Genomic DNA, 23,830 nt, shown 5'->3' on the forward strand with positions numbered 1-23,830 from the left:
TTCACCCCCTCAATCCCCCTTTAGGGGGAAGTAGGCTCATTCTAATTTGAGAAGTCAGACATTGTTTGAAAGTACTTCCAAGTCCCCCCCAATAAAACTACAACCGTAAAATGATAACAGACCCATCCCTCCTCCGGAGAGCCTGTCCCGATTCTTTCGGGAGGGAGGTTAGGTGGGGGTAAATAACCATGTTCAGCATAATTATCCCCCTCTACGACAAAGCCACCTTCATCCGTAGAGCTATAGATTCGGTGTTAAATCAAAGCTTTAAGGATTATGAAATCATCGTAGTCAATGATGGTTCCACAGATGGTGGGGAAGAGTTGGTTGAAAAGTTTTATGGCAATAAAGTCAAGCTGATCCAACAAACAAACCAAGGTGTTTCAGTTGCCAGAAATGTTGGAATAGCTGAAGCTAAAAACCCATGGATAGCCTTCTTGGATGCGGATGATTATTGGCATCCCAAATACCTGGAGTTTGTATCTAAAGTTGTCAGTGAAAATCCCAATATAGGAATCATTGGTACGCATTACGATGCCCGGGAATTGGAAGTTGATCCCAAACTTCAATATTTTCATTTAGACAACTATTTCAGGCAGGCCATTAGAAATACCAGGTTCTTTACTTCAGCTACGGTTTTAAGGAAAAACTTTTTTGATAACCATGCAGGTTTTGACCCGGGTTTAAGTTTGGGAGAAGATATAGATGTCTGGTTAAGGGCATCTTTATTTTTTGGTGATGGCGTTTATATCCAAAACACCTTGGTGTATTATGGACAGGAGGATGATTACCGTGCCACTCAAAAAAATCACCACATTAATAATTCTCTAATCCCCAAATTGATGCAAGCGGAATATTACGGCGCTGCCATTAAAGATTCTGAATGCACCGAATCAGAATTTCTGAGATTTAGAAATCAATGGGTGTTATTGACACTATTTCCTTTTTTTCAAAAAACTGAAAATAAGGAGCAAATGGGCTATATCATTTCCCAAATTCCAAATAAGTATTTCCCTATTACAGCCTTTTATAAGCTTCCTTTTGAAATGCTAAGTATGGTTTTTAATGCTCCTCTGGCAGTGAAATTTTTTAGGAACTATATGAAATTCTTTTTTAGGTATATCTACAAATGAGAGTGCTTAGAATAGTAGCTGAACTGGATTTTGGAGGAGTAGAAAAAGTCTTGGCAAATTCTGTTCCCCAATTTGATAATATTAAGGAAATAGAAATCATGGTTTTGGTCTTAGGCAAAGGGGGGAGGGTTGCCGAAGAACTAAAATCAAAAGGAATTCAGGTATTGGTCTGGGAAAAAAATCCATGTATTCCTAATATCTCCTTGCTTTTTCAACTTAAAGCTTTTTTTAAAGAACTGAAGCCGGTTGTCATCCATACCCAAGGTGCAGAAGCCAATTTTCATGGAATCTTGGCAGGCAAATGGGCCGGTGTAAGCAAGATCATTGGGGAGGAAATCGGGCTACCCAACCACCATTCTTACTGGAAGTATATTTTCAAATACGTTTATGCCAAAGCCCATCAAGTCATTGCCATTTCCGAAGCAGTAAAAGATAAAATAGTAAGTCTTGGGGAGGTGAAAGCTGATAAAGTGCAAGTATTATACAACCCTATTCAGCAGGTTGAAAATTTGGAGGTTGCCTCATATTCAAAAGCTCAGTCAAATAAAAAAACAGATTTTGTATTTGTCACCACCTGCCGACTGGTTGCCATCAAAAATCTGGAAAGATTGATAGAAGCATTTTCACAATTGGTTCTTCATACCAATGATTCCAATCCTCGACTGCATATCATTGGAGATGGTCCCGATAGGGAAAAACTGGAGACCTTGTGCTATTCTAAAGAGTTAACAGGCTATGTCAATTTTTTAGGTTTTCAGGAGAATGTACTTCCATTTTTAAAAGAAGCTGATGTTTTTGTCCTACCATCTTTGTCTGAAGGCTCCTCCGTGTCCTTAGCAGAAGCCATGGCATTTGGACTCCCTTCAATAGTTACCAAAGTCGGTGGCGCAAGTGAGATCCTAGGAAATTCTAATTCCGGTTTTCTTATTGATCCCCTAGATACTCAAGACCTTAAAAATTCCATGTTAAAAATGATCTCCCTTAGCCCTGATGAAAGAAAAGCCATGGGGCAGAGAGCTAAAGAACAGGCCAAAAGCTTTTCAGTCGATCACTATCTAGAATCACTTTTAAATGTATATAAATTATGAATATCAGGATCCTTGCACATTAAACCTGAATAACCAAACCCTCAGCTTTACTATTAACTGTAAACTGAGACCTTGGAGGGTGGGACGAATTTCGACCGGGCCAGCGCAGGCCTTGAGCGTCGATAGAGCCTGTCCCGATTTTTTCGGGAATTCGAAATTCTTGATTTTTTGGCTACTTTTTCATCAAGGAAAAAGTAGCTACATAAACAACTTTTGATTAGAATTTAGCAGAAAGAACTGGTTCAAAACGATAATTGGCTACCTGCAATTTAGAGGATACTCAAAATATGAATTTAGATTCTGGAATCGACTTTTTTTTAATTGGTAACCTTCTAAATTTTAGGATATTGTTCTTGGTATATTGTACTTTTTATTTTGTACATCACATTTGGTACTTCGTACAACGACTATGATCCGCATCCTCCATTGTATAGAAACCATCGCCACCGGTGGGGTAGAGCAGGTCAGGCTGACGGTGATCAGGGGGGTGGATAAAAGCAAATATGAACACAAAATCATCTGTACTTGGGAAGGTGGTCCCATAGCAGATGCGCTAAAAGCAGAAGGGGTAGAACTGATTCCCATAGGTGGGTTCAAGCATCCTCTCCAATGGAGCAAACACAAAGCTGTTTTGAAAGTGATTCAGGAATTCAAGCCCCATATTATCCATGGAGCTATATTCGAAGGGATGTCTATGGCGGCAATAGGAGGAAAGTTAGGTAAGGTTCCTGTCGTCATTCTGGAAGAAACTTCCCATCCTGTAGGCAGGTCCAAAAAAGCCATCTTTTTACAAAGGCTTTTTGCCAAAACAGCCGATAAGGTTATAGGCATAGCCCCATCAGTAGTCAGATACCTGGAAGAAATTGTGAAGTTGCCCAAGTCAAAAATATTGCTGATAAATAATGGAGTGAGCCTGCCCAGAAAAGTGGCAGAAGATGATCAAAAACTTTTAAAAGAACAACTTGGTATTCAGGAAGCGGACTTTGTCATTGGCTCAGCTGGTAGGTTTTACAATGAGGTAAAGCGCTTTACAGATATTCTGGAAGCCATAAAAATAGTCAAGAAAAAGAAAGTTAAATTCCTCCTCTTAGGTCAGGGGCAGGACCAAGAATTGATTGAAAAAAAGGCCATTGATCTTGGAATTCGTCACCAATTGATATTAACAGGATTTCAGCAGGATACAGCTCCCTTCTTCAGCCTAATGAATGTTTTTTGTATAGCCTCAGCCCATGAAGGTTTTGGCTTGGTAGCAGCAGAAGCCATGTTACATCGTTTGCCTGTAGTGGCAACAAGGGTAGGGGGGCTGGCAGATGTGGTGGTAGATCTGGAAACAGGCTTTCTAGTACCTCCATTTTCTCCCCAATCCATAGCCGAAAAAATCCAGTTGTTAATGGAGGATGAAGCTTTAAGGATAAAAATGGGAGAGGCTGGCTACCAAAGAGCCATAGAAAATTATACTGCCGAACGTTATTGTCAGGAAATAGATCAACTCTATACCAGTCTTCTCAAGCAAAAGGGAATTATTCCTCCTGGCACATAAGAAATCATCAATTGGGGTTTTTTAATCACCACTTCATTATGTCTGATTCGAAAAATTTTTCCCGTTTCAGCCTCATCCCACTCACGGCCCAAAAGCCTCTTTCCCGTAGACACTTACAGCACGGCCGTGCAATGGCTTTTGATTTACGATGACCATGGGTTGCGGCGCATACCGGTTTGAGAAAATTAATGGTTGATTACGCACCTTACCCATGGCTACCAATTGTTAGCCCCCTTGGGGCTACTAATTCAATCCCTTCCAATCGATTGATTTAGAAGACCAAAGCCCTCAACTTAATCTAACCCATATTTCCATATATTTCTACTATATATCTATGAATATCCAATATCTATTTATATCTATTAATATCTTTTCAAATCTCGGGATCTCCGCTAAAGCTCCAATTTCGACCAATATCCACCAATATCAATAATATCCATTAATATCTTTTCCTTATATTTCCATCATATTTCAATTAAAACAAATTGCTTGACTTAATAGTCGTTATATTAGGTATCCTTGCCTTGGTCAACACCAACTCTACCATGGCCAAGAAGTTCGGTATTCCCTACAAATACGAACTGCACCTGCATTACCTGCTTTTCTACCACGTTTTCTTCAGCCTTTTCTTTACCTGGTATATTCTGAATTTTGGTGGGGATTCGCAGGGTTATTGGAGGTTTGGAATGCAGCAGGTACTGGTAAAAGGGGACATCACTTGGGGTTCCTATTGGGGGACCAGTACTACTTTTATCCTATGGCTTTGTTATGTACCGGCCAAATTGATGGGGCTGTCTTATGTCACAGGAAACATCCTATTTGGCTTTCTGGGATTTATTGGGATTAGGTATATTTTTGTTATGGTAGCTGATCTATTTCCTGCTAACCATAAGGTACTAAACATTCCTCTTTTTCCAACAGTATTTTATTTCCTGAACCTGCACTTTTGGTCCGCAGGTGTAGGGAAAGATGCCATATGTTTTTGGGGCATAGCCTGGTTTTTATTCGCCTTACAGAATTACCAAAAAAGATGGTGGCAGGGTTTAATAGCACTTTTCTTTGTCTATATGGCAAGACCTCACATGGGACAGGCATTGATAGGAGGGGCTGCCTTGGCCATTATGCTGGGATCCGAAATCAAAATCCATTTTAAGATAGCTATGGGCTTGGCTGCCTTGGTGGGTACTTACTTTTTATTGGGAAGTACAGCTGAATTTCTCGAATTGGAGGAATTGAGCATTGAAAGTATGACAGCTAAATCAGAAATGACTGCCAGGAACTTGAGTAGGGGAAGGGTTGGTTCGGCAGTGGATATTTCCTCCTATTCCTGGCCTATGAAGCTGTTTACTTATATGTTCAGGCCGCTATTCTTTGATGCCCACAATTTTGTGGCTTTGTTCAGTTCTTTTGAAAACTTACTTTATCTCTGGTTAAGCTTGTTTATTTATCGGAACTGGACCCCTGAGGCTATCCGGGATATGCCCTTATTTATCAAGGCGGGAATGATCACCTTTATTCCTGTAAGTTTGGCCTTTATGAATTCCCTCTCCAATCTTGGAGTGGTCATGAGGATGAAGAATATGACTATTATTTATTTCCTGCTTTTTTGTTTTTTCCTGATAGCCTACAACAAAAAGCTCCGCTTCGAGAAGCTAAAAGAAAAGATCCGCTACTACAAGCGGCGTGAAGAAATCATCGCTAAGAAAAAAGAATCCGCGGCCTAAGCTTTTGCCCGCTCTTCGGAATTTGCAATTCCGAAGCCAGATAAAGAGGATTTGCAATCCGCTGTGTCGAACCAGATGCCTGGGATTTGTAATCCATCTCCCAAAAAAATCAAGATTGAGCATACAATTTCCATCGCATTTATGCGGTGATTTTTTTGCACTGAATGGGAGGGTAGGGGCTTCAGCCGAAAATATTTCGACTAAAGTCGCTAAGCATTCCCTTTCCGCCTCCGACCACCGGCTAAAGCACGGTGGGAATTGCTCAGGTGCCCTGATTCAGGAATTGACATCCAATAACTTTTCACTAATCACTATTCACTGATCACTTTTCCCTGTTCCTTCGGACTCTTGGTAAAGGAGTTTCCAACTCCATTTCTTTTCGTCTCCCCATTAAGGGACAAGTTATGTGTGCAACCGGATGCCTCCTTTCGTCGGCATGACAAGGCAAAGCCTTCCTCTCTCTTGCCCGACAATAATCACTATACCCAATCCCCTAACTTAGAAATCCAAACCTTCAACCTAGTCAAACCCATATTTCAACCTTATCTCCACCATATCCCGAATCGTTTCACTCTCGGGATCTCCGTTTCACTCCGATTTCCACTATATTTCAATTTAATATCACCCCAAATCAGTAAATCAATTAAACAATTCTACAATTAAACCTTAACTCCTATTTAATATTCACTTCTCACTATCCAATTTGTACAAGTCAACGGATTTTGGGAATTGACATCCAATTCTCTATTGACATAAAAAAAACTTTATACAAAATTCTATTCACCAACAATGATTATGAGCCAAAATTCAATTGATCCCAATTATGGATGGCATCGGAAAGATCGTCTTGGGAGATGTTGAGATAGCTGGCCAAATAAATTGGTGTCTTACTGAACCATTTGGGGTGATTGTATACCAGATAATCCACTTTATCATAAAGTGCATGTATACCCAGCAGCTCCCCGTAAAGCCTGGCATCAAAATCCATTACCGAGCGTATGTGATCGGTTAATTTTTCAGGAGCCTTTTCAACAGTAGACAGAGAATCCATCAAAATATTGATGGGGATTGCTGTAAACTCCGATCTGTTGGCAGCTTCCCATTTCTGATTGCTAATGTTTGGGTCTAAAAAATTTTCCGGACCGGTCAGGAATATGGATTGGGGAACCTTGAAGGACCTAAAGGAAGCCCCATCATCAAAAGTCAATGTTCCCAAAACAGCACCCTCATGTAGGAATACCAAATGTGGTTCATTGTTGATCGGGAACTTCACTTCCTCACCTTTTTTGATGACCGCTTTTTTTGCCAGCTTAAACATCCCACTGAAGGCATCACGGAAAAACAAGCCATGCTTGCTCGCATACCTGAAAATATCCAATTTATATTTAAAGTCGCTGGCCATTGGCTTTTATCATTCGGTTTGAAATGCCCTTTAAACTATGAAACAATCATTTAAAGTAATAGTCCATATGGGACTTTTTTAGGCCAATGTGATAAAACGCGATTTTAACACATTAATGAATCAAAACGAGGTTTTCACACATATTTTCTGCACCCTCGGTCTGTGTCCTCCCCTGGCCCCGGTCTGTGTCCCCACAGACCGAGATAATACTTGTTTTGATCGTAGTACAATGTTCTGTGGGGACACAGAACATGGGGTTGGGAACCCCAATCCGGAAGGAGTGCCGTAGGCATACCTTTGCGATCTCATTAGGGCGATAATAGAATTCCGGATATAGAATAATAGTGAAGCATAAGAACCCTTCCTTTAATCTTTATTTTTCTCTGCGTAAAAAAGCTCCCTCGTTTGGCATGACAAGGCAAAGCCTGCCTCTCTCTTGCCCATCAAATTCGCTTAACGCTTAACACTTAACTCTTAATTTTTCACTCTTCACTAATAACTACTCACTATTCACTTTTTCCTCCCTCATCCCTCACCCTTCATCCTTTTCATTAAACCTTTAACAACTCCGCTCTTCGAAATTTGTAATTTCGAAGCCCGATAAATAGGATTTGTAATCCATCTCCCAAAAAAATCAAGATTGAGCCTACAATTTCCCAGTTGTCCGAAGGTTGCGCCTTCAGACTCTTGGTAAAGGAGTTTTTAACTCCTATAATGTCAAATACCAAAAATCCGCCCAACACACCATATTCTGCCCGACAATCGTAAATCGTAAATCGTCAATCGTAATTCCTTTCCCTTCCCTGTTTTTGGCGAAAACCTTAATTCACCATTGACCTTCCTGCGGCCAAAAAATACCACCGCCATCATCCATAAATCCCTGGGTTACACCCAGGGCTATTCAAAGTTCGATCACTTCGTGATCAGAAGCACCCTTTATAGTTTTATGTTATTAAAAATGAATGAGCAAGTTTGAAAATTGGTCAGACCTTTTAACCTTTAACAATTAAAATTTAACAAATCCAATTCTTCAGTTAATCAATTTCACAATTAAACCTTTTCCCCGCAGATATGACTTCGCTTTTGGATGAAAATAAAGATCGGCCCTTCAGGCCTCCTGTGTACGTCGTGATCTTTTTTACCCCAGACTTCCGTCACCTCCAGTCTGGGCTATCACATGACAGCCTTTCAGGCTTAAATACGCCTTCAATTAAGGTTTTCCCAACTTCATTATTCGATATTCGGTATTCGAAATTCATCATTAAAAAATTGCTTCAAATGGATCTGAGATCCAATCACTAATCACTAACAGCTCCACCGCCCGGAACAATTTAATGTTCTCTGGACACAGAACATGGGGTAGGTTAAAGATAGGGTTCGATTTCATCTATGGGAATCCCTGAGAATTCGGAGAATTCCCTTACCGTAATAAACTGATGGGACTTTTTCTTGAAAAAAATCCTTGTTTTTTGCAGAAGGCTCTGTGCATAGCGCTCAGACCTATCCGTCATCCGCTGTATATCCTTGGGATAAATGACACATCTTTTCTTTTGCATGACCAGCTAGGGATAGGTAGATCTTACATTCAGTCTTTACAATCACATGTGATGCATGCAGCAGGACCATGCCTGCTGCCGGAAGAAAAAACAAGTAGGAATTCCGAAGGCTTAAAACTCCAGATACCGTAAGGTGTCCTTGACAGACCAGGCCACAGCGCCTGAAATTTGGTATTTGAGGTTTTTGATGGTAGAGAAGACTACCTGATCCCTGGGGAACACATGATCCATAAACTCCTTTTCCATAGACAAGAATTCCTCTAGGTCATGGTCATGGATGGCAAGAATCTCTTCTTTGGCTTCCATTTCACTAATTCCGTTCTGATGGCAGATCAGATTGACCCAGTTGTGTGGGTCTGCCTGTTTTTTCTCTTTTTCATAGGAGAGCAGGTCATTGGAAATAAAAATCAGCCTTGCTGCCAGGCTTCTGTATTTGGAAAGGGAATACCAGGCCGTATGGATGTCCGGGAAGTTTTCTTCCATGGTAAGGGGAATCAGGTCTACGGCAAAATTGCCCCCCGAAAAGTCAGGCCTTTTACTAAGGTATTCCTCCACGCCGGGAATGATATTGTGGTCCATATTGGCGGCTTCCCATTTACATGCTATAAAATATTGGCTCCAGGAAAGCTTTATCCGGGAGATGGACTGGGGAGAACCCAGCTTGGACAGGTTGTTCCAAAGGTATTTTATGGCATTACAGAATTTGGGTGGGAAATCAATCTTATGGAAGGATTGTATGCCACTTGTATGCTTATTGAATGAACTGATGGCACCTGACCAGAATGCCGTTTTTTTTCCTTTGGGGAGTTTGTCGGTATAGTCATCCAGCATAAAAAATAGCACAAAGAGTTTTGAAATCCAGTTCACCATTTCGAGGCTTCCCTCAGGAAAGAGCCTACAGGCCAGTAGGGGCAGCTTCATTTTCTGGAATTTTTCCCTGTCAGCATTGGATCTGAACAGCTTCTGTATGCTTACCCATTCCCAGTTGAGGTGAAGGATAAAATCCGATTCGGGGTGCAGCTCAGCTTTAAAGGGGTAATCGAGAATTTCCCGGTTCAGGATTTTGTAAGCAATGCTTGACCTCTTGTTGTGCATTTCTTTATAATACCTTTGCAGGGTTCTTTTGCTTATCCCCACGAGATCACTGATTTCCTGTCTGGAAAGTAAGTCCATCTTTTTACCGAATTTATCCCGAAGTATAGGCAGGGACTTTGTATAGTGCATTTGGACAATCTTGGCCCATTCCTCCTTTTCTTTTTTGGCCCTTTCCTTGAGGCTATTTGAAAGGATGGTAAAATCGGGGAGCTTGTTCAGTATCTCATATTCCTGGTTTATGGTTACGGTGATGGTTAAGGATTCCTGAATGGACTTAAGGGTATAGGGGCTTTTTTCATTATTGTAAAAGGCGACATCATCAAAGGCCAGCTCCCCTTTGAAAAATGGTCTTATGATGGTATCCCCTTTGAATAAGGCCATGGAGCCTTTCAGGATCAGGTGGACTTCTGATTCGGGATCGTTTTCTTGCCTGACTACCTGTTTCTTTTTAAAAGTTTTTTCAGAAATGTGATCCTCCAATTTGTAATAAAGTTCCATTGGAAGGGGGAAAATCGGATCCATCAATTCCTTTAGTAACAGCAAAGTTTCAATACGTTTTTTCATAGGTATAAGAGTTTTAGGTACTGAAAAAAAGAATGAAATGAAACAAAGATCAATAGCCCTAAAAAGGGACGGTATTCAGCATAGCATTCCGGATAATCGAAGGTATGTAAAGAAGATAAACCGGGATGTAGGGACTAAATCTATAAAAGAAAAACCTACTATGTCAATGGTATTAGGTGAAAAAAATTAAAAATAGGTGAAATTAGTGACATAATTTAGGCAAAAATCAATTGTAGATACTGGGCATTTGATTTTTTTGGCTGATTAATCTGGAGAAAGATTCTCTTTTCAAGCCTATGAATTTTGCCAGGATCCCGTAGTTGGCCTGTAGTACCAGGTCGGTAAAATTTTCTTCCAGATATTGGATTTTTTCCTTTGACTTCAATGAATTGATGATGGCCATATGGTTCATATTCATTACTTCCATTTTGTGAAGATGGATGCAGAATTCTTCCCAATGAAGCATGAATTTTTTCTGGGATTCCTTAAAGGCCAAATATGGAATGGCCAGTACCTTCAACTTGGTCAATGAGTACCATTCAAGTTTTTGAAACAAGCCTTTATCCGTATGGGAGAGCATTGTGATCAAGGTGTTTTCGCCTGCCAGCCTGCTCCATGAATCTGAGCCTTGATCTGAGATGGCAGCTGCTATGCCCTTATTGATAAAAAAAACCGTTTCATTGTTATCAGGAAACCTGATCTCTTCTTCCTTATTGAAATCCATGGCTATCCCCAATTGCATGGCCTGTCTGCACAAAGTGTCAAGAGGTAGCTTGTGCACCTCGAAATAGTGTTTGAGCTGAAGTCTTCTTTTATAGAGTGTCATGTTGTTGTGGTTTTTCAATTCATAAAAACTTAAAATTAAGTACAAAAAAAAACGAAATCCATACCATTTTACATCTACTCTGGAATTAGTGACAATTTCTATTAAGAACACTATTGTTTTTGGAAAAAACGTAACTAAATGTCACACTTTTCTTTTAGGTAACATTCGAGAAAACAGCCACTTACATATTGTTTGCAGATGTTTTAAATTTGACTCAATCAAACAGTTACACGATGGAAGCAAGGGTACATCATACTGAATGGAGATACGAAATTATCTGCTTGGCTTTGGGCCTGCTCTTTGCCTACACGGGGATCAGCAAGGTGTATGACTGGCATGGGACCAAAATGGGATTGAACAATCAGGTCTTTCCGGACTGGATGGCTACGGCACTTCTTTATGGATTACCACCTGTAGAACTGATCACTGCTGTAATGCTGATCAGTAATCCTTTCAGGAAAACAGGCTTAAGTGTTTCGATTATTCTACTTTCTGCCTTCAGCATCTATATAGGGATAGTGATGACGGGCATCTTTGGCCGGATCCCCTGTAGCTGTGGGGGAGTGATCAATAGCCTGGGTTGGGGAGAGCATTTGGTTTTTAACCTGGCTTTTCTTGGCATGGCGGTAATTGGGTATTTGAAAGGATGAGGGAAGAGGGAGGAATTGGGGAGTGAGGAGTGAAAAGTTAATAGTGAATAGTGAATAGTGAAAAACAGGTAGGAAGTAGAAGGTTGATGCTTAAATACTACGACGTCATTCTGATCGCAGAGAAGAATCTCTTCGCTTTCATAAGAAGAGGAAGGAAAAAGTGATTAATGATTAAGTGATATAAAATTGAAATCGAAGTGCAACGGAGATCCCGAGAGTGAAACGATTCGGGATAAAATTGAAATATGGGTTTGACTAAGTTGAAGACTTGGTCTTCTAAATCAAGTAATTGGGTTAGTGATTATTGATGGGCAAGAGAAGGAATGGCTTTGCCTTGTCATATTGAACAAAGTGAAATATCTGTTTTCAGTAAAAAGCGAAGCTTTATCTGCGGAATCAGCGAAATCTGCGGGAGAATGGATAGAAATATGGTAGAGTAAATGGCTCTTTGACATTATAAGAAATCATTGACTATTCTTTTACAGTCACTTTTTGTCTTGATACAAAAAGTAACCAAAAAGATCAAGAATTTCGAATTCCCGAAAAAAATCGGGACAGGCTCTATCCACGCTATTGGCCAACGCTGGCCCGGTCGAAATTCATTCCCAGCGCACAAGCACCGTTAACAGCAGTGCTAAATTAAAGCCTGGGGAATTAGTAGCCCCACATAGCCTGATAAGATAATAAGGAGGCTGGTTGTTAGCCATGGGTGAGGTGCAAAACTCTCCCCAACATTTTTACCGCTTTGCGCCGCAGCCCATGGTCTAATAAGGGAGGAAACAGTGAATAGTTATTAGTGAATACTGATAAAGTGTATATCCAAAACCCATGTTCTGTGTCCCCACAGAACATTATACACACCAAACCGGTTTGTTTCGATCTGTGAGGACACAGACCGAGGAGGTAGACATGAAAGAAAAAAGTGAATAGTGATTAGTGTATATCATTGAATCGATCAAAATATGAATTAAAAGAAAGGAGGTAAGCATCAAAAGAAAAAGTAATTCGAGAAAGTAAGCTCACCAGGTGACAGGCTTTCAAGAGGGGCCAACAAAAAATTGGCTGTTCCTCTCAAAAGATCGTCGGGCAAGACAATTGATCGAAACAGCCAGCTATCAGTAAACATAAATTTTATTTACAATGTCAAATTTAGTAAAAAATCTGCTACGTGCAGGTGTATTCTCGTTAGCTGTGGTATTTGCTTTTGCATTTACTGAGCCTACGGACTCAAATCTTCAAAGGTTTGTTCCCATCTATAATGGGGCTGGTCAAATTGTAGACGGTACTCCGGTACAGAGTGGTTACACATGTAATGATGTAACCAGTGATATCTGTACAGCTGAGTTTCTCAATAATGATCCGAAACAGGAGAATCTTATTACCAGCAGTATAGAAAACGGTGAATATCTTCCTCCAATGTAAACCTTTAAAGGCGGCCCTGTGGTGAAAGGGCCGCTTTTTTTATCTTGGGTTTTGCTCAATCCCACTTCTTTCAACTTCTGAAGGGGGAAGGGGAAAAACATATCTTGGACTATTTGGTGAAAGAGTAATTGTGTTTTCTCCCAGTTGTCTTGTCAGGATAATTCCAGCCCCCTCTTCATTCAATCTTCTAAGATCCATCCATCTAATCCCCCTGAATAAAAGCTCTTTCCTTCTTTCCTTTAAAATAAAATCTAAAGCCTCAGTAGAATTCTCAAATGTCACAGGTTCCAAATCAAAAATCCTGTTTTCAAGCAAGGACTCCAGTATCTGAGCTGCTTCTTCCAACCGTCCATCTCTTGCCAGACATTCAGAGACTGTGAGGTATATTTCATTGGTTCCTATTCCACCGAACCACAAATTTCTTCCCGTATGAAATGCCTTTACATTCAATCCTCCGGTCCCTCTGTCTATAAAGAAATGTCCAACCCTTGAATCGTCATCACCATACAACTCCAATAAGTTTTCATCCACAAAGGTCAATGGTGAATTAAAGTAATTGTAAGGATTCAGATGGCTGTAGAATACCACCTCTTTATTGAAAATCCCGAAGGGGTTAGCAGCTGACTGTGGCAATGCTGTCAAATCGATCAGCTCAGGCGAATACTCCATGGCCAATAACCCATAATCCAAAGCTTTTGAATAATCTGCCTCCATAAAATGAACTCTCATCAATAGTGATAGGACTGTCAGTTTGGAAGGCAATGTTTTCATAGGCTCCGTTTCAGGAACCAAGTCCAATGCCTCTTCGAGGTCTTTTTTAATAAAATCTTTCACCTCCTGTAAAGATGCTCTGGTTATCGGGTCCTGGATATTTGAAGATGCACGGATAGGTAATCCCAACTTGTCGGAAGTATCATCAAACCTGGCAAAGGGGCAGAAAAGCACCATAAGGTTATGGTATGCATTGGCCCTGAAAAAAAGGGCTGTACCTTTAAGTCTTTCCGCTTGAGCCTGCTCTTCGGATGAAATATTGAGTGCTGCAATTCCGTCAAGTACCACATTGGCATAAAAGATTTGCTGAAATGGAGTGGCCCAGTCAGGCATGTTACCGTTTGCATGTACTTCATCACCCCAGATATATGCTTCCCTTTCCAGTTGGGTTGAGTAGGTCTCCCACCTTTCTACGGTAGTGAAGTAATCAGCAGATCCTATTTCCCCTATTGCGGGACTGATGTTGAATACCTGATTGTCATTATTCAATAAAGCTTCAAAGTCTGCGAGTTTACTTGGGACTACAAGGCTTAAAGACGGCTTTTCATCCAGAAAACCATCGCAGCTTGAAAACAGTAACAGCAATGCTGCGCACGATTTCATTATATATTTCATTGTTTTTATAGTTATGGTTATTAATAAAATAAATTGTATTTGGTGCCCGGCTTCATCCGATTGATATAGATGCGGCATGGTTTCCCGTTGAAGCATTTGGATTTTTTACCAAAATTTTCACGTTCCGGTATCAACTGGAATATTATTTTCATACTGTATTATTAGCTTGGGGAAAGGGCCACAAAATCTTTTAGGATTACATATTAAAAGGAAACATTCAGGCCCATAGAGAAATTTTTCAACTGGTTCAGATTTCTGAAATCCGGATCAAGTGGATCGGACGATTTTTTCCAAATTACCCCCAGGTTATCTGCATAGAAGAAAACTTCGGCATTTCTAAAAGGAAGCCTTCCTGAATCACTGTTATTTAGTCTATAGGCCAGTCGGATGTCCCTTAGTCTGATATGGTCACCTCTTTCAACAAGGATATCAGCAAATCTATATAGATCGTCCCTATTGAAATTCCCTGTCTGGGGTACAGATGGTACCTGGGTGAGGTTTTCATCTCCCGGTTGCTTCCACCTAAGGTCATAATCCGAGTGTCCTCCCAATCCAAAATTGCTTCCGTAAATGATTGATTCTCTTCTGTAATAATATCCAGCCCTGTATGCCAGTGTGAATGATAAACTTATGTTCTTATATTCAAAACTGTTTCTAACTGCCCCGAACAGCGTCGGCCTGGCCGGTCCCATGTACAACAGATCATCCGCTGTGGTATTGGCAAATATGGCAGCATAATTTTCACTGGGTTCTCCATCTAAAAAACCTCTGGGGTTACCATTATCAGGGTTAAGTCCCGCCCATGGCATGGCGTAAACAGAATATAATGGCCTTCCTTCAAATGGTAATGGGACAGCTCCCATAGCTCCGAAAGTAAGGTACTGACCGGGAGAAGCCATGATTTCATAATCTGTGATTTTCTCATTGACAGTGCTCAGGATATAATTGGTGGACCATTTGAACATTCCCGTTAAGTTGAAGGATTGGATATTGATGTCCATGCCTTTGGTATTGGTGGAAGCGATATTGCCCCTGAATTGTGAAACTCCTGAAGATGGGGCAAAAGGGGCTTCTCCTATAAGGTCGATCCCGTTTTTGATATAATACTCAAAGGTTCCGGATAGTCTTCCATTTCTGGACTCAAAATCAAGTGCAAAGTTGGAAATGGAGATTCTTTCCCATCTAAGTAAAGGGTTGGGTGGGTTCTGGATTCTTGCAAACGGCCGTCCTGTCAGGAAGCTATCCCCGAAAATCTGAGCGGTGGTCTGTGCAGAGAGGGTTCTGTCCACATTTCCATTGTAGCCTTGGGTAAATCTGAGCTTTAGAAAAGGCAACCAGTCCAGGCCATAAAAGCCTTCCTCAGACAGAATCCAACCCGCTCCAAATGACCAAAGTGGTACTCCCCGGAGATTGGTATCCACCCCAAATATGTTGGAGGCATCCTTTCTTGCACTCAGGGACAGGAGGTATCTGTCAGCATAGGTATATCCGGCATTGGCGAAAACAGAAGTAAACCTTTCAACATTCCCGGATATTCCCTGCAGGTTTGGGATTCTTGTAACCGAATTGGGCATATGATACAGGTTGAAGAAGTTTACAAGATCCACCACAGAGGTGCTTCCCGTTTCGGTGTCAAACCCAAAAAAGCGGTTGGAAAAGGAAGAACTGCTGAGATCCCTCAGCTCAGCACCGCCTATCAGGCTGAGATCATGTTTCCCCTTCCATTTGTTATTGTATCTTACCAGTCCCCTTAATTGTTGGGAAAACGACCGGCCTTGACTTCTGTCCAGAATAGCTCCAACCGGAACCGGGTAGACAAGTCCCTGTTCAGTAACCTGGGTCAACCTATTGATCAAATTTCTGGTAAAATAGGTTTCTGTTGAGTTCAGGTTACTTCCGGTACTTTCGTTTTGCCAATACTGATAGTTTGCAGATACCACCAGATTTTTGTGAAGGCTATATTCTGCACCAAGATTCATCCGCAAATCGAGTGCTTCGATGGAATTGTTTCTTGCATCAATATCCTGTAAAGGACTAAACTGCCAGTCAAGAAGGCCATTTCTTTCGGATTCAAGAATAAAATCCCTTCTATATTCATAGGTTATGGGAAGCTTATTCCCGTTTTCATCCCGAAGTCTGGCATATGGATAAAGTCTCTCAGCCCCGGAAGCCTGCATTGTCAATGTGGCCGGATTGATGGAATTGTTATTTGAACTGGATTTGACCACATATAGCCCAGATGTGATGTTCAATTTTTCTTTGAGCAATCGGCTGTCATTTTTGACTGAAAAAGTATAACGGCCGTTATCATTGCCCAATAACTCCGAAACCAGTTTGTCATATCCCCCCGATATACTGTATCTGGAATTCTGTCCCCCTCCGGAAACCGTTATCGCCTGTTGGTTGTGGATTCTTGGACGGTACATATAGGCATTGAAATCATGCCGGACATCATGAGCAGCCAATCCAGAAATGCGGGCGTCTGCCTGCCCCTGATTGATGCGTCCTTCTCTAAGATCTATCAGGGTTTCCACTACTGGGCTCAGGGGTGCTCTTGCAATAGAATTTTCAGTACCGGTATAGAACCCTCTCCCAAAAAGCTGCTTTTCGATATCAATATAGGTTTCAGGCCCCATCAACTGTGGATAAAATGCATCAGGTCTATCTGTAATGCTGTAATTGGAAGTGATATCCACTCGTACAGGACTACTAAAAGAACCACTCTTGGTGGTGATGACAATTACACCATTTCCTGCCTGGGCTCCCCATATGGAAGCTGCAGCCGCATCCCTCAGAACAGAAATTGATTCAATATCATTGGGGTTGATGTTTTCCAAAGGACCGTCATAAGGGAAGTTGTCTATCACAACCAAAGGCCTGTTGTTGGCAAAGATGGTGCTTCTTCCCCTTATTGAAATCGGGTCTGTCCCTCCCCGGTTGAAGGTTAGACCCGGGGTGACATCTTCCAGCCGATCCAGAAAGTTCGGAGTTATCCTTCTGGAAACCGTCTCCTTATCAAGAAAAACAAAAGAGCCTGTTGCCCGCTCCCGTGGAAGTTCCTGATAGCCCGTGGAAACAATCTCGACGGCTGCCATTGACAACCCTTCCGGCTTTAGAGTAACTTTCAAAGGTTCACTTTGGGGAAGTTTTACTAAATACTTCTGAGGGGTGTATCCTATAAAAGAGAGTATAATTTCATATTCTCCTTCTTCCAGTCTTATTGAAAATTCACCGGAAGCATCAGCAACTGTTGCCCTTTGGGAATCTGAAACCTTTACCAGAGCTCCGGGAAGTTCCTCTCCCGAAACTGCATCAATTACCTTTCCTCTGAGCGGGAAAGTCTGTTGGGATATGGCCTGTTTTCCCATCAGGCATACCAGAACCAAGGTCAGTGTAAATAATCTTTTCATATTTTTTTGTTTTAATGGTTGGTGTCAATAGCGTCTATGATTCTCAGTACATTTATTTCCTCCATTTCTTCCCTGAGTTCAAGGTCATATGGAGCCAATGCCTCGTTGATTGCATCTAGACTGGTCAAATCTGCAATGATTGAAAGTGTCACAAAATCGGAGATGCCGGTTTTATTTTGGATGGGTCCATCCAGGTGCTGAAGGTATTTAATGCTTAGGTGGGCTATAATGTGGCCGATAGAGGCATTTTTGACTGAAAAACCGGTAAAGTCAAACTCAGAAAATGATTCCCCACCATCTCCCAAAAAATCAGGGGAATCTCCGGTAAAGTATAGGTTATATACTTTGCCTACTTCCTTTTCAAAGACGGGCCTGGCAAAAGGAAAAAGCTTTCTGACTTCATCTTGAAATATTTCCTCCTCCTGTCCTTTGAGATTTGATGGGAAGTCAATTTGAATACACTTCCCATGCTCCATCAGCCATTTTACGGCTTCCTTCCCTTTGACATCCGTCACAAATTTTTCAGGGTCGGACAATTCTACTCTTATCCTCGAATTGGGTAAAATATTCTTTGTATCAGGATCTTTGAATGCGATCCTGAAGTACATATAAGGGGAAGTATTTGAGGCCAATATTCTTGATCCCCCATTTTCTGTTTCAGGGAAAAAATTATAGATCCCTTTTCTTCCCGGCTGATAATCTGTCATCAGGGATTTGTAGAAAGCCTGATCAGGGTCCAGAGGTGTTTCCACTGGAATAGTCACCAAATCGACTTCCCTCTGATTGGGTAAGCTGCCTTTATTAAGGAAATCCAAAATCTTCTCTTCAGAGATTTCCTCGCTGCCTGTTACTGTAAGGAATTCGCCTTCAGGGCTGATCCAGACATAATGTGGAAGTTGTTGGTGGGGGAACAAATGCCTAAGGGTATTGTCCTTGTACAGCATGGGCATTTCTATGTCCTTCAGCCTTGGCAGTCTTCCAAAGAGTTTTTCGACTTCTTCTTTAGACTGATAGGTGACCGGGAGTATGGTGAGGTTTTCCAGTTCTTTGCTGAGCCGGTTGTTTTTGGGAAAGGCGGCTATACAGGGAGAACACCAGGTAGCCCAAAAGTCCAGGATAAGCAACTGGCCCTCATACTTGGATAATGATATTTCATTTCCGGCATTGAACAGGGAGTTTTCAAAGCTGAGTCCGGGTATTACATCTCCCTGTTTAAGGGGAGTAATTCCCGTAGCTGTTTCATCAAGGGAGTCATTCAGGGGAAGCCCCTGCCCGAATGCCAAATGAATGCTGCACAGAAAGACTGCTGTGATCAACTTTTTTGGCTTTATGTATGAGGGTACACAAACATGTCGGCTTCCATCTTTTAGGGAAAGCTTCTTGTAAACAAGACCATGGACCTGAATATCGGCAGAACGAAGAGAAGCTAAAGAGAACCGCTCTTGAATCTTCCCCAAGGCAACTTTAGTGGTAATTGCCAGAGTGGCCAGCCACAGTAAATTATTCAGTGTTTTGGGATAATTGGCCCCCAGATAGCTTAATCCCTGTAATCGTATAAATGCATGGCAGCTGCCTTTGGGGTAGAGGTATCTATGAAGTATGTTGGAACACAGGTTACGCAAGCCCAGATATGGAGCGGGAGGAGTATTTCCTGCCCGTCTCCACTGAGGGTGATCCACAACTTCATTTCTGATATTTTGATATTTGCTTCGGTAAAGGCATAGGAATGCCAGGAAGCATGAGTATATAAATTTTTTCATGCTGTCAGGTTTAGGACCGTGGCGGTGAGTGGTGTCTGATAGCTTAAATGGCCCTGGGACAGTTCACAGCGCTTGGGTCAGTGGAAAACTGAAATGGAATTTCTGATTAAGAAGATGAAAGAAGAGGGAGGCCGGAAGATATCAACTACACCCAATCCGGCCCGGAAGCGGGGCTTCCCTCCCGGGGTAGTACCGTCACCTTATGTGAATCCGCTAGCTACATTTGGGTTCATTGATCAAATCACCTTATGAGGAGTGAAAACCGGGAGCCTTTATCATTAGATAGAATCTTTAAGGAGGAATACCATGAATATGGATTTTGAGGTAAAGTGCCATGGTAGATTTAAGATTGTAGATTGAAGATTTAAGATTGGACCTTTGATACCGTAGGTACGGTATCGAAGGTCTTTACAAATACATTTTGATTGTAGATTTTAGATTGAGAGACAAAGCCTGCCCCGATTATCGGGGAGACAAGATGCGAGAGCAGAGAAGGTTCCGGTAGGAGAGTAGACGTTGGAGTGCCCCTACAACAGGCCAATTCTTGATGGTCTAAGCGCCATTGTATATGATCTAGAATATAGACTACAGCATCTCAAACCTATCTTTTGTCTCATGTTCCCGATATTCGGGACAGGCTTCACGTCTTACTCCAAGACTTATTTCCATCGCCTATCAACTAGTACAATAGACTCACAGACCTGTCTTGTTTTCCCGATGCTCGGGACAGGCTTTGCTTCTTGATTCTTGTCTCTTAATTCTTGTCTCTTAATTTCAGGCATAGTTCTCCCACCAAGCGGCTGATCAGGCTGCTTCCGGTACCTTCCGACTGGATCAAACCAATACAACAGGTTAATCCGTCTTTTGTCTATCGCCTATCAACTAGTATATAGACTCACAGACCTGTCTTGTTTCTTGTCTCTTGATTCTTGTATCTCACTAGTGGGCCTAAAAGAGTATCTTTAGCTTGTGGAGGTTTCGTATGCCCACCTGGAAGGAAAATAGGTTAAATAGGGTTCTTAGGTTTGCGTTCGAAAATAATATCGAAAGCAGTTAATCCCCGTGTTAGGTACTGATAACCAAACGTAAAAAGAAATAATAAGCACTTTAAGGTTTGGAGGAAGTTTCTGTAACCAAAAATACTGGACAACAGCCTCTTACACTCATTGCTGAGGTCTGAGAAGTCACCCAAGCCTATATGTAAAGAGGCTGTGCCTTTCTTTTGGTACAGATTAAATTGCTTTTTCATCCTTTAATTGTTTGGCTTCTCAGACCTAACTTTGAGGATGTGCTTCAAATATAGAATATTCTAAAAACAAAACAAATATGTTTAGTTTATTTTTTTATATTCTTATCAATTTTATTTCATGGAGGAGGAAATTGAAAATTTTAAAATTCATCTTGGTGGAAAAATCAAAAAATTTAGAAAAAAGAAAGGATTGACCCAACCCCAGCTTGGAGCTTTAATTAACAAAGATTACCAAGATGTGAGTCGAGTTGAAAATGGGAAGGTGATTCCATCTGCATATTATATTTGGCAAGTATCCAAAGCTTTGGAAATTCCTATTGAAGAATTTTTCAATTTTGAGAAATGATGCTATTTATTTTATCCTTGCAAATTTCCTCAACTAGTCGTTTCATTCTTTTTACTTTTTCTAAAATGGTTTGACAATCTTCTTTAGATATGTCATAGTCTATACTGTACCTTGCTTCTACATAACCTTTTCTAAGGAGTTCAAAAAGTCTATACTCTTCTTCATCATCAGAAGGTGTTAAAAATAAGGAGTATAAATCGTAGCTCAGGTGTTTGGCATATTTACGAAGTTTATTCAAGTTGTGTACAGTAGGTTTGTATCCTGAAAAAACCAACATGACAGTAGCATAGAAATTTTCGGCAGCTTGATGTAATTCGAAGTTTGCTTTCCTGTAGCTTTTACGGTTAAATGCATTTTCGGCATCAATCAAAAATTCATTCCCCATAGGAAACCAAATATTAAAGTAGTTTTGAGATCTTTCTTTGAGCTCTGTGCTTTTAAGTTTTTTTGGGGTCAAAAATTCATGTTTACCATCATCGAATAAAGTAATGCCTTCTGAAAGTATTCTGATAAAAAAATATTGCCCATAACTTAAACCTGTATTGATGTAGTCTATACTATGGACAAGGATACTTGTAATGCCTTTTAAATCCTCATTACATTTGTTCTCAATATGACTGATAATGGCTTGTTCCTTGTCACTTTTCTTTTTGGTTACTACTAAAAAATCATAATCGCTCTCATAGGTTAATGTTATTCCGTCATGTTGGATAGAAGAATCGACCCATTTACCAGTAGCATGGCTACCAAAAAGTATGACTTTTGCTGGGTCAGCTTCTTTGATAATAATGTTCAATACGGTATTAATTTCATCCTGCTTGGTTTGAGGAAGGTGCTGAAGTGGGTTTTCTGACATAACTCAAAATTAATAATTGAAAACTAAAATCCTCTAACAAACTGCCATTAAGCTTTAATTAAACTTAGAAAATTTTAATCCGTGATTCATTAGTTCATTCAAATACTCATTTAATTGCTTCTCATTTCCTTGATCGATGGCATTGATAGCCATGGTCACCAATTCCTTCAGCTGACGACCTTTGGAAAGTCTTTCGAATGGAAGTTTTCTATGGGTCATGACAATATGGTTTATTTTTGTCGAAATCCTCACCTTTGTTTTCTCCAATTCAATTCTTAAGGCTTCTGTATTGTTAATATTATTGTCATTCATATGTCAATAATATAGATAAAAAAATAAAGATTGGAAAGTAAGATTTTTAGATATTTTAAATAAATCCCCTGCTATCTATTCTTCTTCCTTAAATCATTACACTCCTCTTCTGTAGGGTTAATAATATCTCGTACAATGGGATTTACAAAGTAGTTTAAAACACAAGGGACAAAATCTTCTCTTGTGAACTCTCTCCCAAGTCTTTTTTTAAAACAGCCTAGGCATAACATGCCTTTGCCCACACCATATTTATTCCAGAGCTCTTCTGTGACCCCATAGAAGTTATCTTTACCTTTATTGGTATCGATACCACAATCTCTACATATATAATCCCTTTTCATAATTGAATTATTTTTGATTACTAAAATAATAATTTCATTCTTTTCAAATACAAAATTTGTACTCGGATCCGGATTTTTTTTGATTGTCTATCTAATAAGAAACTCTCGATTATTTGACTTTTATCCTAAAAAGACAAATATTATAACGATTTTGAGTCAGTTTATGGTAAAATTACCCTGTACAGGGTATTTTATGGGAGTGGTGAAATGGGTAGGTTTGGGAATTAGTAAATATCAGCAATATTGTTGATAGCATGCCAAACTGGAATGCTGTCCGCTAATTGCGGAAAGTGATTGTTGGCGGTAATTAAAATAAGAACTATGGCAAAAGGACTATTAGCTGGAATGACTGACTATAATCACCAGTCGTTTGAAGATATTTTAGAAGACTTAGAAAAAGAGCGAAAGAACACTATTGCTTTCAAAAATCAAATACAGCAGAACATTGAAATTCTTACCGATAATGGATATTGGACAATTTCCGTACCCTTTGACTTCAAAAATATTGTAGCCTACTCATTGAGACATTTCAATACTGTAATTTCCGAGTTAACAGATATTGAAAAAGACTTGGAGAATGAAGTTCAACCAAACCATTTAAGGCGATTGAGAAAAATTTCAACAGTTGCTCAAGAAATTAATGTTGATATAGGAAAAATATGGCATCAGCAGTATGAAAATAAAGATTATGAAAATGATGATTTCCGTAAAGTTGAAAGTGTCTATTGCGATACTAGAGATATGGCCGTAAATCTACTTGACATTGATAATATTGCTGAACGGCTTGAAGATTTTATAGGTAAAAAGAAATCCGAAATGAAGAAAAATAATCCATGGTTAGCCGGCTCATTCTATTTGACAGCAGTAATCAGTGTTCTAATTGCCCTAGGAGCATTATCAAATGTCGTGGTTTGGTACTTGTTCCCAATAGTGCTAATAGCAGGAATTCTCATAGTCGGACTTGTTGGAGTATTACAACTAAGAAATGATGATAGAATTAGTGACAAATCTTTTGCTTCACTGATTAAGGAGACTTATAGAAGATTGCCTCTATTGAATCAGATAAAAAAAGATGAAAAATGAACTACATCCTAAAGTACATGAGAAAATATGAGGCGAGCTGTGATTTAATTAAAATTAATTCTTCGCAGCTATCTTTTTCAAAGGTGG

At 40.3% G+C, this 23,830-nt stretch carries 19 protein-coding genes; 8 read left to right on the forward strand and 11 right to left on the reverse strand.

Features of this window, described 5'->3' with window-relative positions; genetic code table 11:
• The first annotated feature begins 188 nt into the window (after positions 1–188).
• From EGN73_RS02060 to EGN73_RS02075, 4 genes are all read left to right on the forward strand, one after another.
• Positions 189–1,133 (forward strand): glycosyltransferase family 2 protein, encoded by a 945-nt coding sequence (locus tag EGN73_RS02060; RefSeq protein WP_219286614.1) that lies wholly within the window; start codon positions 189–191, stop codon positions 1,131–1,133.
• On the forward strand, positions 1,130–2,221 hold the full coding sequence (locus EGN73_RS02065; protein WP_219286616.1) for a glycosyltransferase: 1,092 nt from the start codon (positions 1,130–1,132) through the stop codon (positions 2,219–2,221). The genes EGN73_RS02060 and EGN73_RS02065 overlap by 4 nt, the downstream gene beginning before the upstream one ends.
• A 409-nt stretch (positions 2,222–2,630) precedes the next feature.
• Complete coding sequence (locus tag EGN73_RS02070; RefSeq protein WP_219286618.1) at positions 2,631–3,761, forward strand: glycosyltransferase; 1,131 nt, start codon at positions 2,631–2,633, stop codon at positions 3,759–3,761.
• 485 nt (positions 3,762–4,246) lie between these two features.
• A complete protein-coding gene (locus EGN73_RS02075; protein WP_246611422.1) occupies positions 4,247–5,485 on the forward strand; it encodes a hypothetical protein in 1,239 nt (412 codons plus the stop codon).
• 793 nt (positions 5,486–6,278) lie between these two features.
• Here the strand turns inward: EGN73_RS02075 and EGN73_RS02080 are convergent.
• The 4 genes from EGN73_RS02080 to EGN73_RS02095 form a co-directional block, all read right to left on the reverse strand.
• On the reverse strand, positions 6,279–6,887 hold the full coding sequence (locus EGN73_RS02080) for a hypothetical protein (protein WP_219286619.1): 609 nt from the start codon (positions 6,885–6,887) through the stop codon (positions 6,279–6,281).
• Between the two features lie 1,364 nt (positions 6,888–8,251).
• Positions 8,252–8,443: a hypothetical protein gene (locus EGN73_RS02085; RefSeq protein ID WP_219286621.1), complete on the reverse strand. Its 192-nt coding sequence runs from the start codon at positions 8,441–8,443 to the stop codon at positions 8,252–8,254.
• A gap of 111 nt (positions 8,444–8,554) precedes the next feature.
• Positions 8,555–10,102 carry a terpene synthase family protein gene (locus EGN73_RS02090; RefSeq protein ID WP_219286623.1) on the reverse strand — a complete coding sequence of 516 codons (1,548 nt, stop codon included), beginning with the start codon at positions 10,100–10,102 and terminating at the stop codon, positions 8,555–8,557.
• A 226-nt stretch (positions 10,103–10,328) separates the two neighbouring features.
• The gene (locus EGN73_RS02095) at positions 10,329–10,928 is read right to left on the reverse strand and encodes a cyclic nucleotide-binding domain-containing protein (protein ID WP_219286625.1); all 600 of its coding nucleotides are present in this window, start codon (positions 10,926–10,928) and stop codon (positions 10,329–10,331) included.
• A 233-nt stretch (positions 10,929–11,161) separates the two neighbouring features.
• Between EGN73_RS02095 and EGN73_RS02100 the strand changes: the two genes are divergently transcribed.
• Both EGN73_RS02100 and EGN73_RS02105 read left to right on the forward strand, forming a co-directional pair.
• Entirely contained in the window at positions 11,162–11,578 is a 417-nt protein-coding gene (locus EGN73_RS02100; RefSeq protein ID WP_219286627.1) for a MauE/DoxX family redox-associated membrane protein, read from the forward strand.
• A gap of 1,140 nt (positions 11,579–12,718) precedes the next feature.
• The gene (locus tag EGN73_RS02105; RefSeq protein ID WP_219286629.1) at positions 12,719–13,000 is read left to right on the forward strand and encodes a DUF6520 family protein; all 282 of its coding nucleotides are present in this window, start codon (positions 12,719–12,721) and stop codon (positions 12,998–13,000) included.
• Positions 13,001–13,039: 39 nt separating this feature from the next.
• Here EGN73_RS02105 and EGN73_RS02110 read toward each other — a convergent pair whose 3' ends face one another.
• The 4 genes from EGN73_RS02110 to EGN73_RS02125 form a co-directional block, all read right to left on the reverse strand.
• Positions 13,040–14,386, reverse strand: a complete 1,347-nt coding sequence (locus EGN73_RS02110; RefSeq protein ID WP_219286631.1) for a RagB/SusD family nutrient uptake outer membrane protein — start codon at positions 14,384–14,386, stop codon at positions 13,040–13,042.
• 203 nt (positions 14,387–14,589) lie between these two features.
• Positions 14,590–17,796, reverse strand: coding sequence for a SusC/RagA family TonB-linked outer membrane protein (locus EGN73_RS02115; RefSeq protein WP_219286636.1), 3,207 nt, complete (start codon positions 17,794–17,796; stop codon positions 14,590–14,592).
• An 11-nt stretch (positions 17,797–17,807) separates the two neighbouring features.
• Positions 17,808–19,556 (reverse strand): TlpA family protein disulfide reductase, encoded by a 1,749-nt coding sequence (locus EGN73_RS02120; protein ID WP_219286638.1) that lies wholly within the window; start codon positions 19,554–19,556, stop codon positions 17,808–17,810.
• A 1,006-nt stretch (positions 19,557–20,562) separates the two neighbouring features.
• Positions 20,563–20,805 (reverse strand): hypothetical protein, encoded by a 243-nt coding sequence (locus EGN73_RS02125; protein ID WP_219286640.1) that lies wholly within the window; start codon positions 20,803–20,805, stop codon positions 20,563–20,565.
• Between the two features lie 118 nt (positions 20,806–20,923).
• Here EGN73_RS02125 and EGN73_RS02130 point away from each other — a divergent pair, with 118 nt between their 5' ends.
• On the forward strand, positions 20,924–21,151 hold the full coding sequence (locus EGN73_RS02130; protein WP_219286642.1) for a helix-turn-helix transcriptional regulator: 228 nt from the start codon (positions 20,924–20,926) through the stop codon (positions 21,149–21,151).
• Here the strand turns inward: EGN73_RS02130 and EGN73_RS02135 are convergent.
• The 3 genes from EGN73_RS02135 to EGN73_RS02145 form a co-directional block, all read right to left on the reverse strand.
• Positions 21,135–22,007, reverse strand: a complete 873-nt coding sequence (locus EGN73_RS02135; protein WP_219286644.1) for a HEPN domain-containing protein — start codon at positions 22,005–22,007, stop codon at positions 21,135–21,137. The two genes, EGN73_RS02130 and EGN73_RS02135, sit on opposite strands and share 17 nt — an antisense overlap.
• 54 nt (positions 22,008–22,061) lie before the next feature.
• Positions 22,062–22,226 carry a hypothetical protein gene (locus tag EGN73_RS02140; RefSeq protein ID WP_219286646.1) on the reverse strand — a complete coding sequence of 55 codons (165 nt, stop codon included), beginning with the start codon at positions 22,224–22,226 and terminating at the stop codon, positions 22,062–22,064.
• Positions 22,227–22,390: 164 nt separating this feature from the next.
• Positions 22,391–22,660 carry a hypothetical protein gene (locus EGN73_RS02145; RefSeq protein WP_219286650.1) on the reverse strand — a complete coding sequence of 90 codons (270 nt, stop codon included), beginning with the start codon at positions 22,658–22,660 and terminating at the stop codon, positions 22,391–22,393.
• A gap of 321 nt (positions 22,661–22,981) precedes the next feature.
• On the opposite strand from EGN73_RS02145, the gene EGN73_RS02150 reads away from it, so the two are divergent.
• Positions 22,982–23,743: a hypothetical protein gene (locus EGN73_RS02150; protein WP_219286652.1), complete on the forward strand. Its 762-nt coding sequence runs from the start codon at positions 22,982–22,984 to the stop codon at positions 23,741–23,743.
• Positions 23,744–23,830 lie beyond the last annotated feature (87 nt).

This window comes from Arthrospiribacter ruber (assembly GCF_019343195.1).
Taxonomy (GTDB): domain Bacteria; phylum Bacteroidota; class Bacteroidia; order Cytophagales; family Cyclobacteriaceae; genus Arthrospiribacter; species Arthrospiribacter ruber.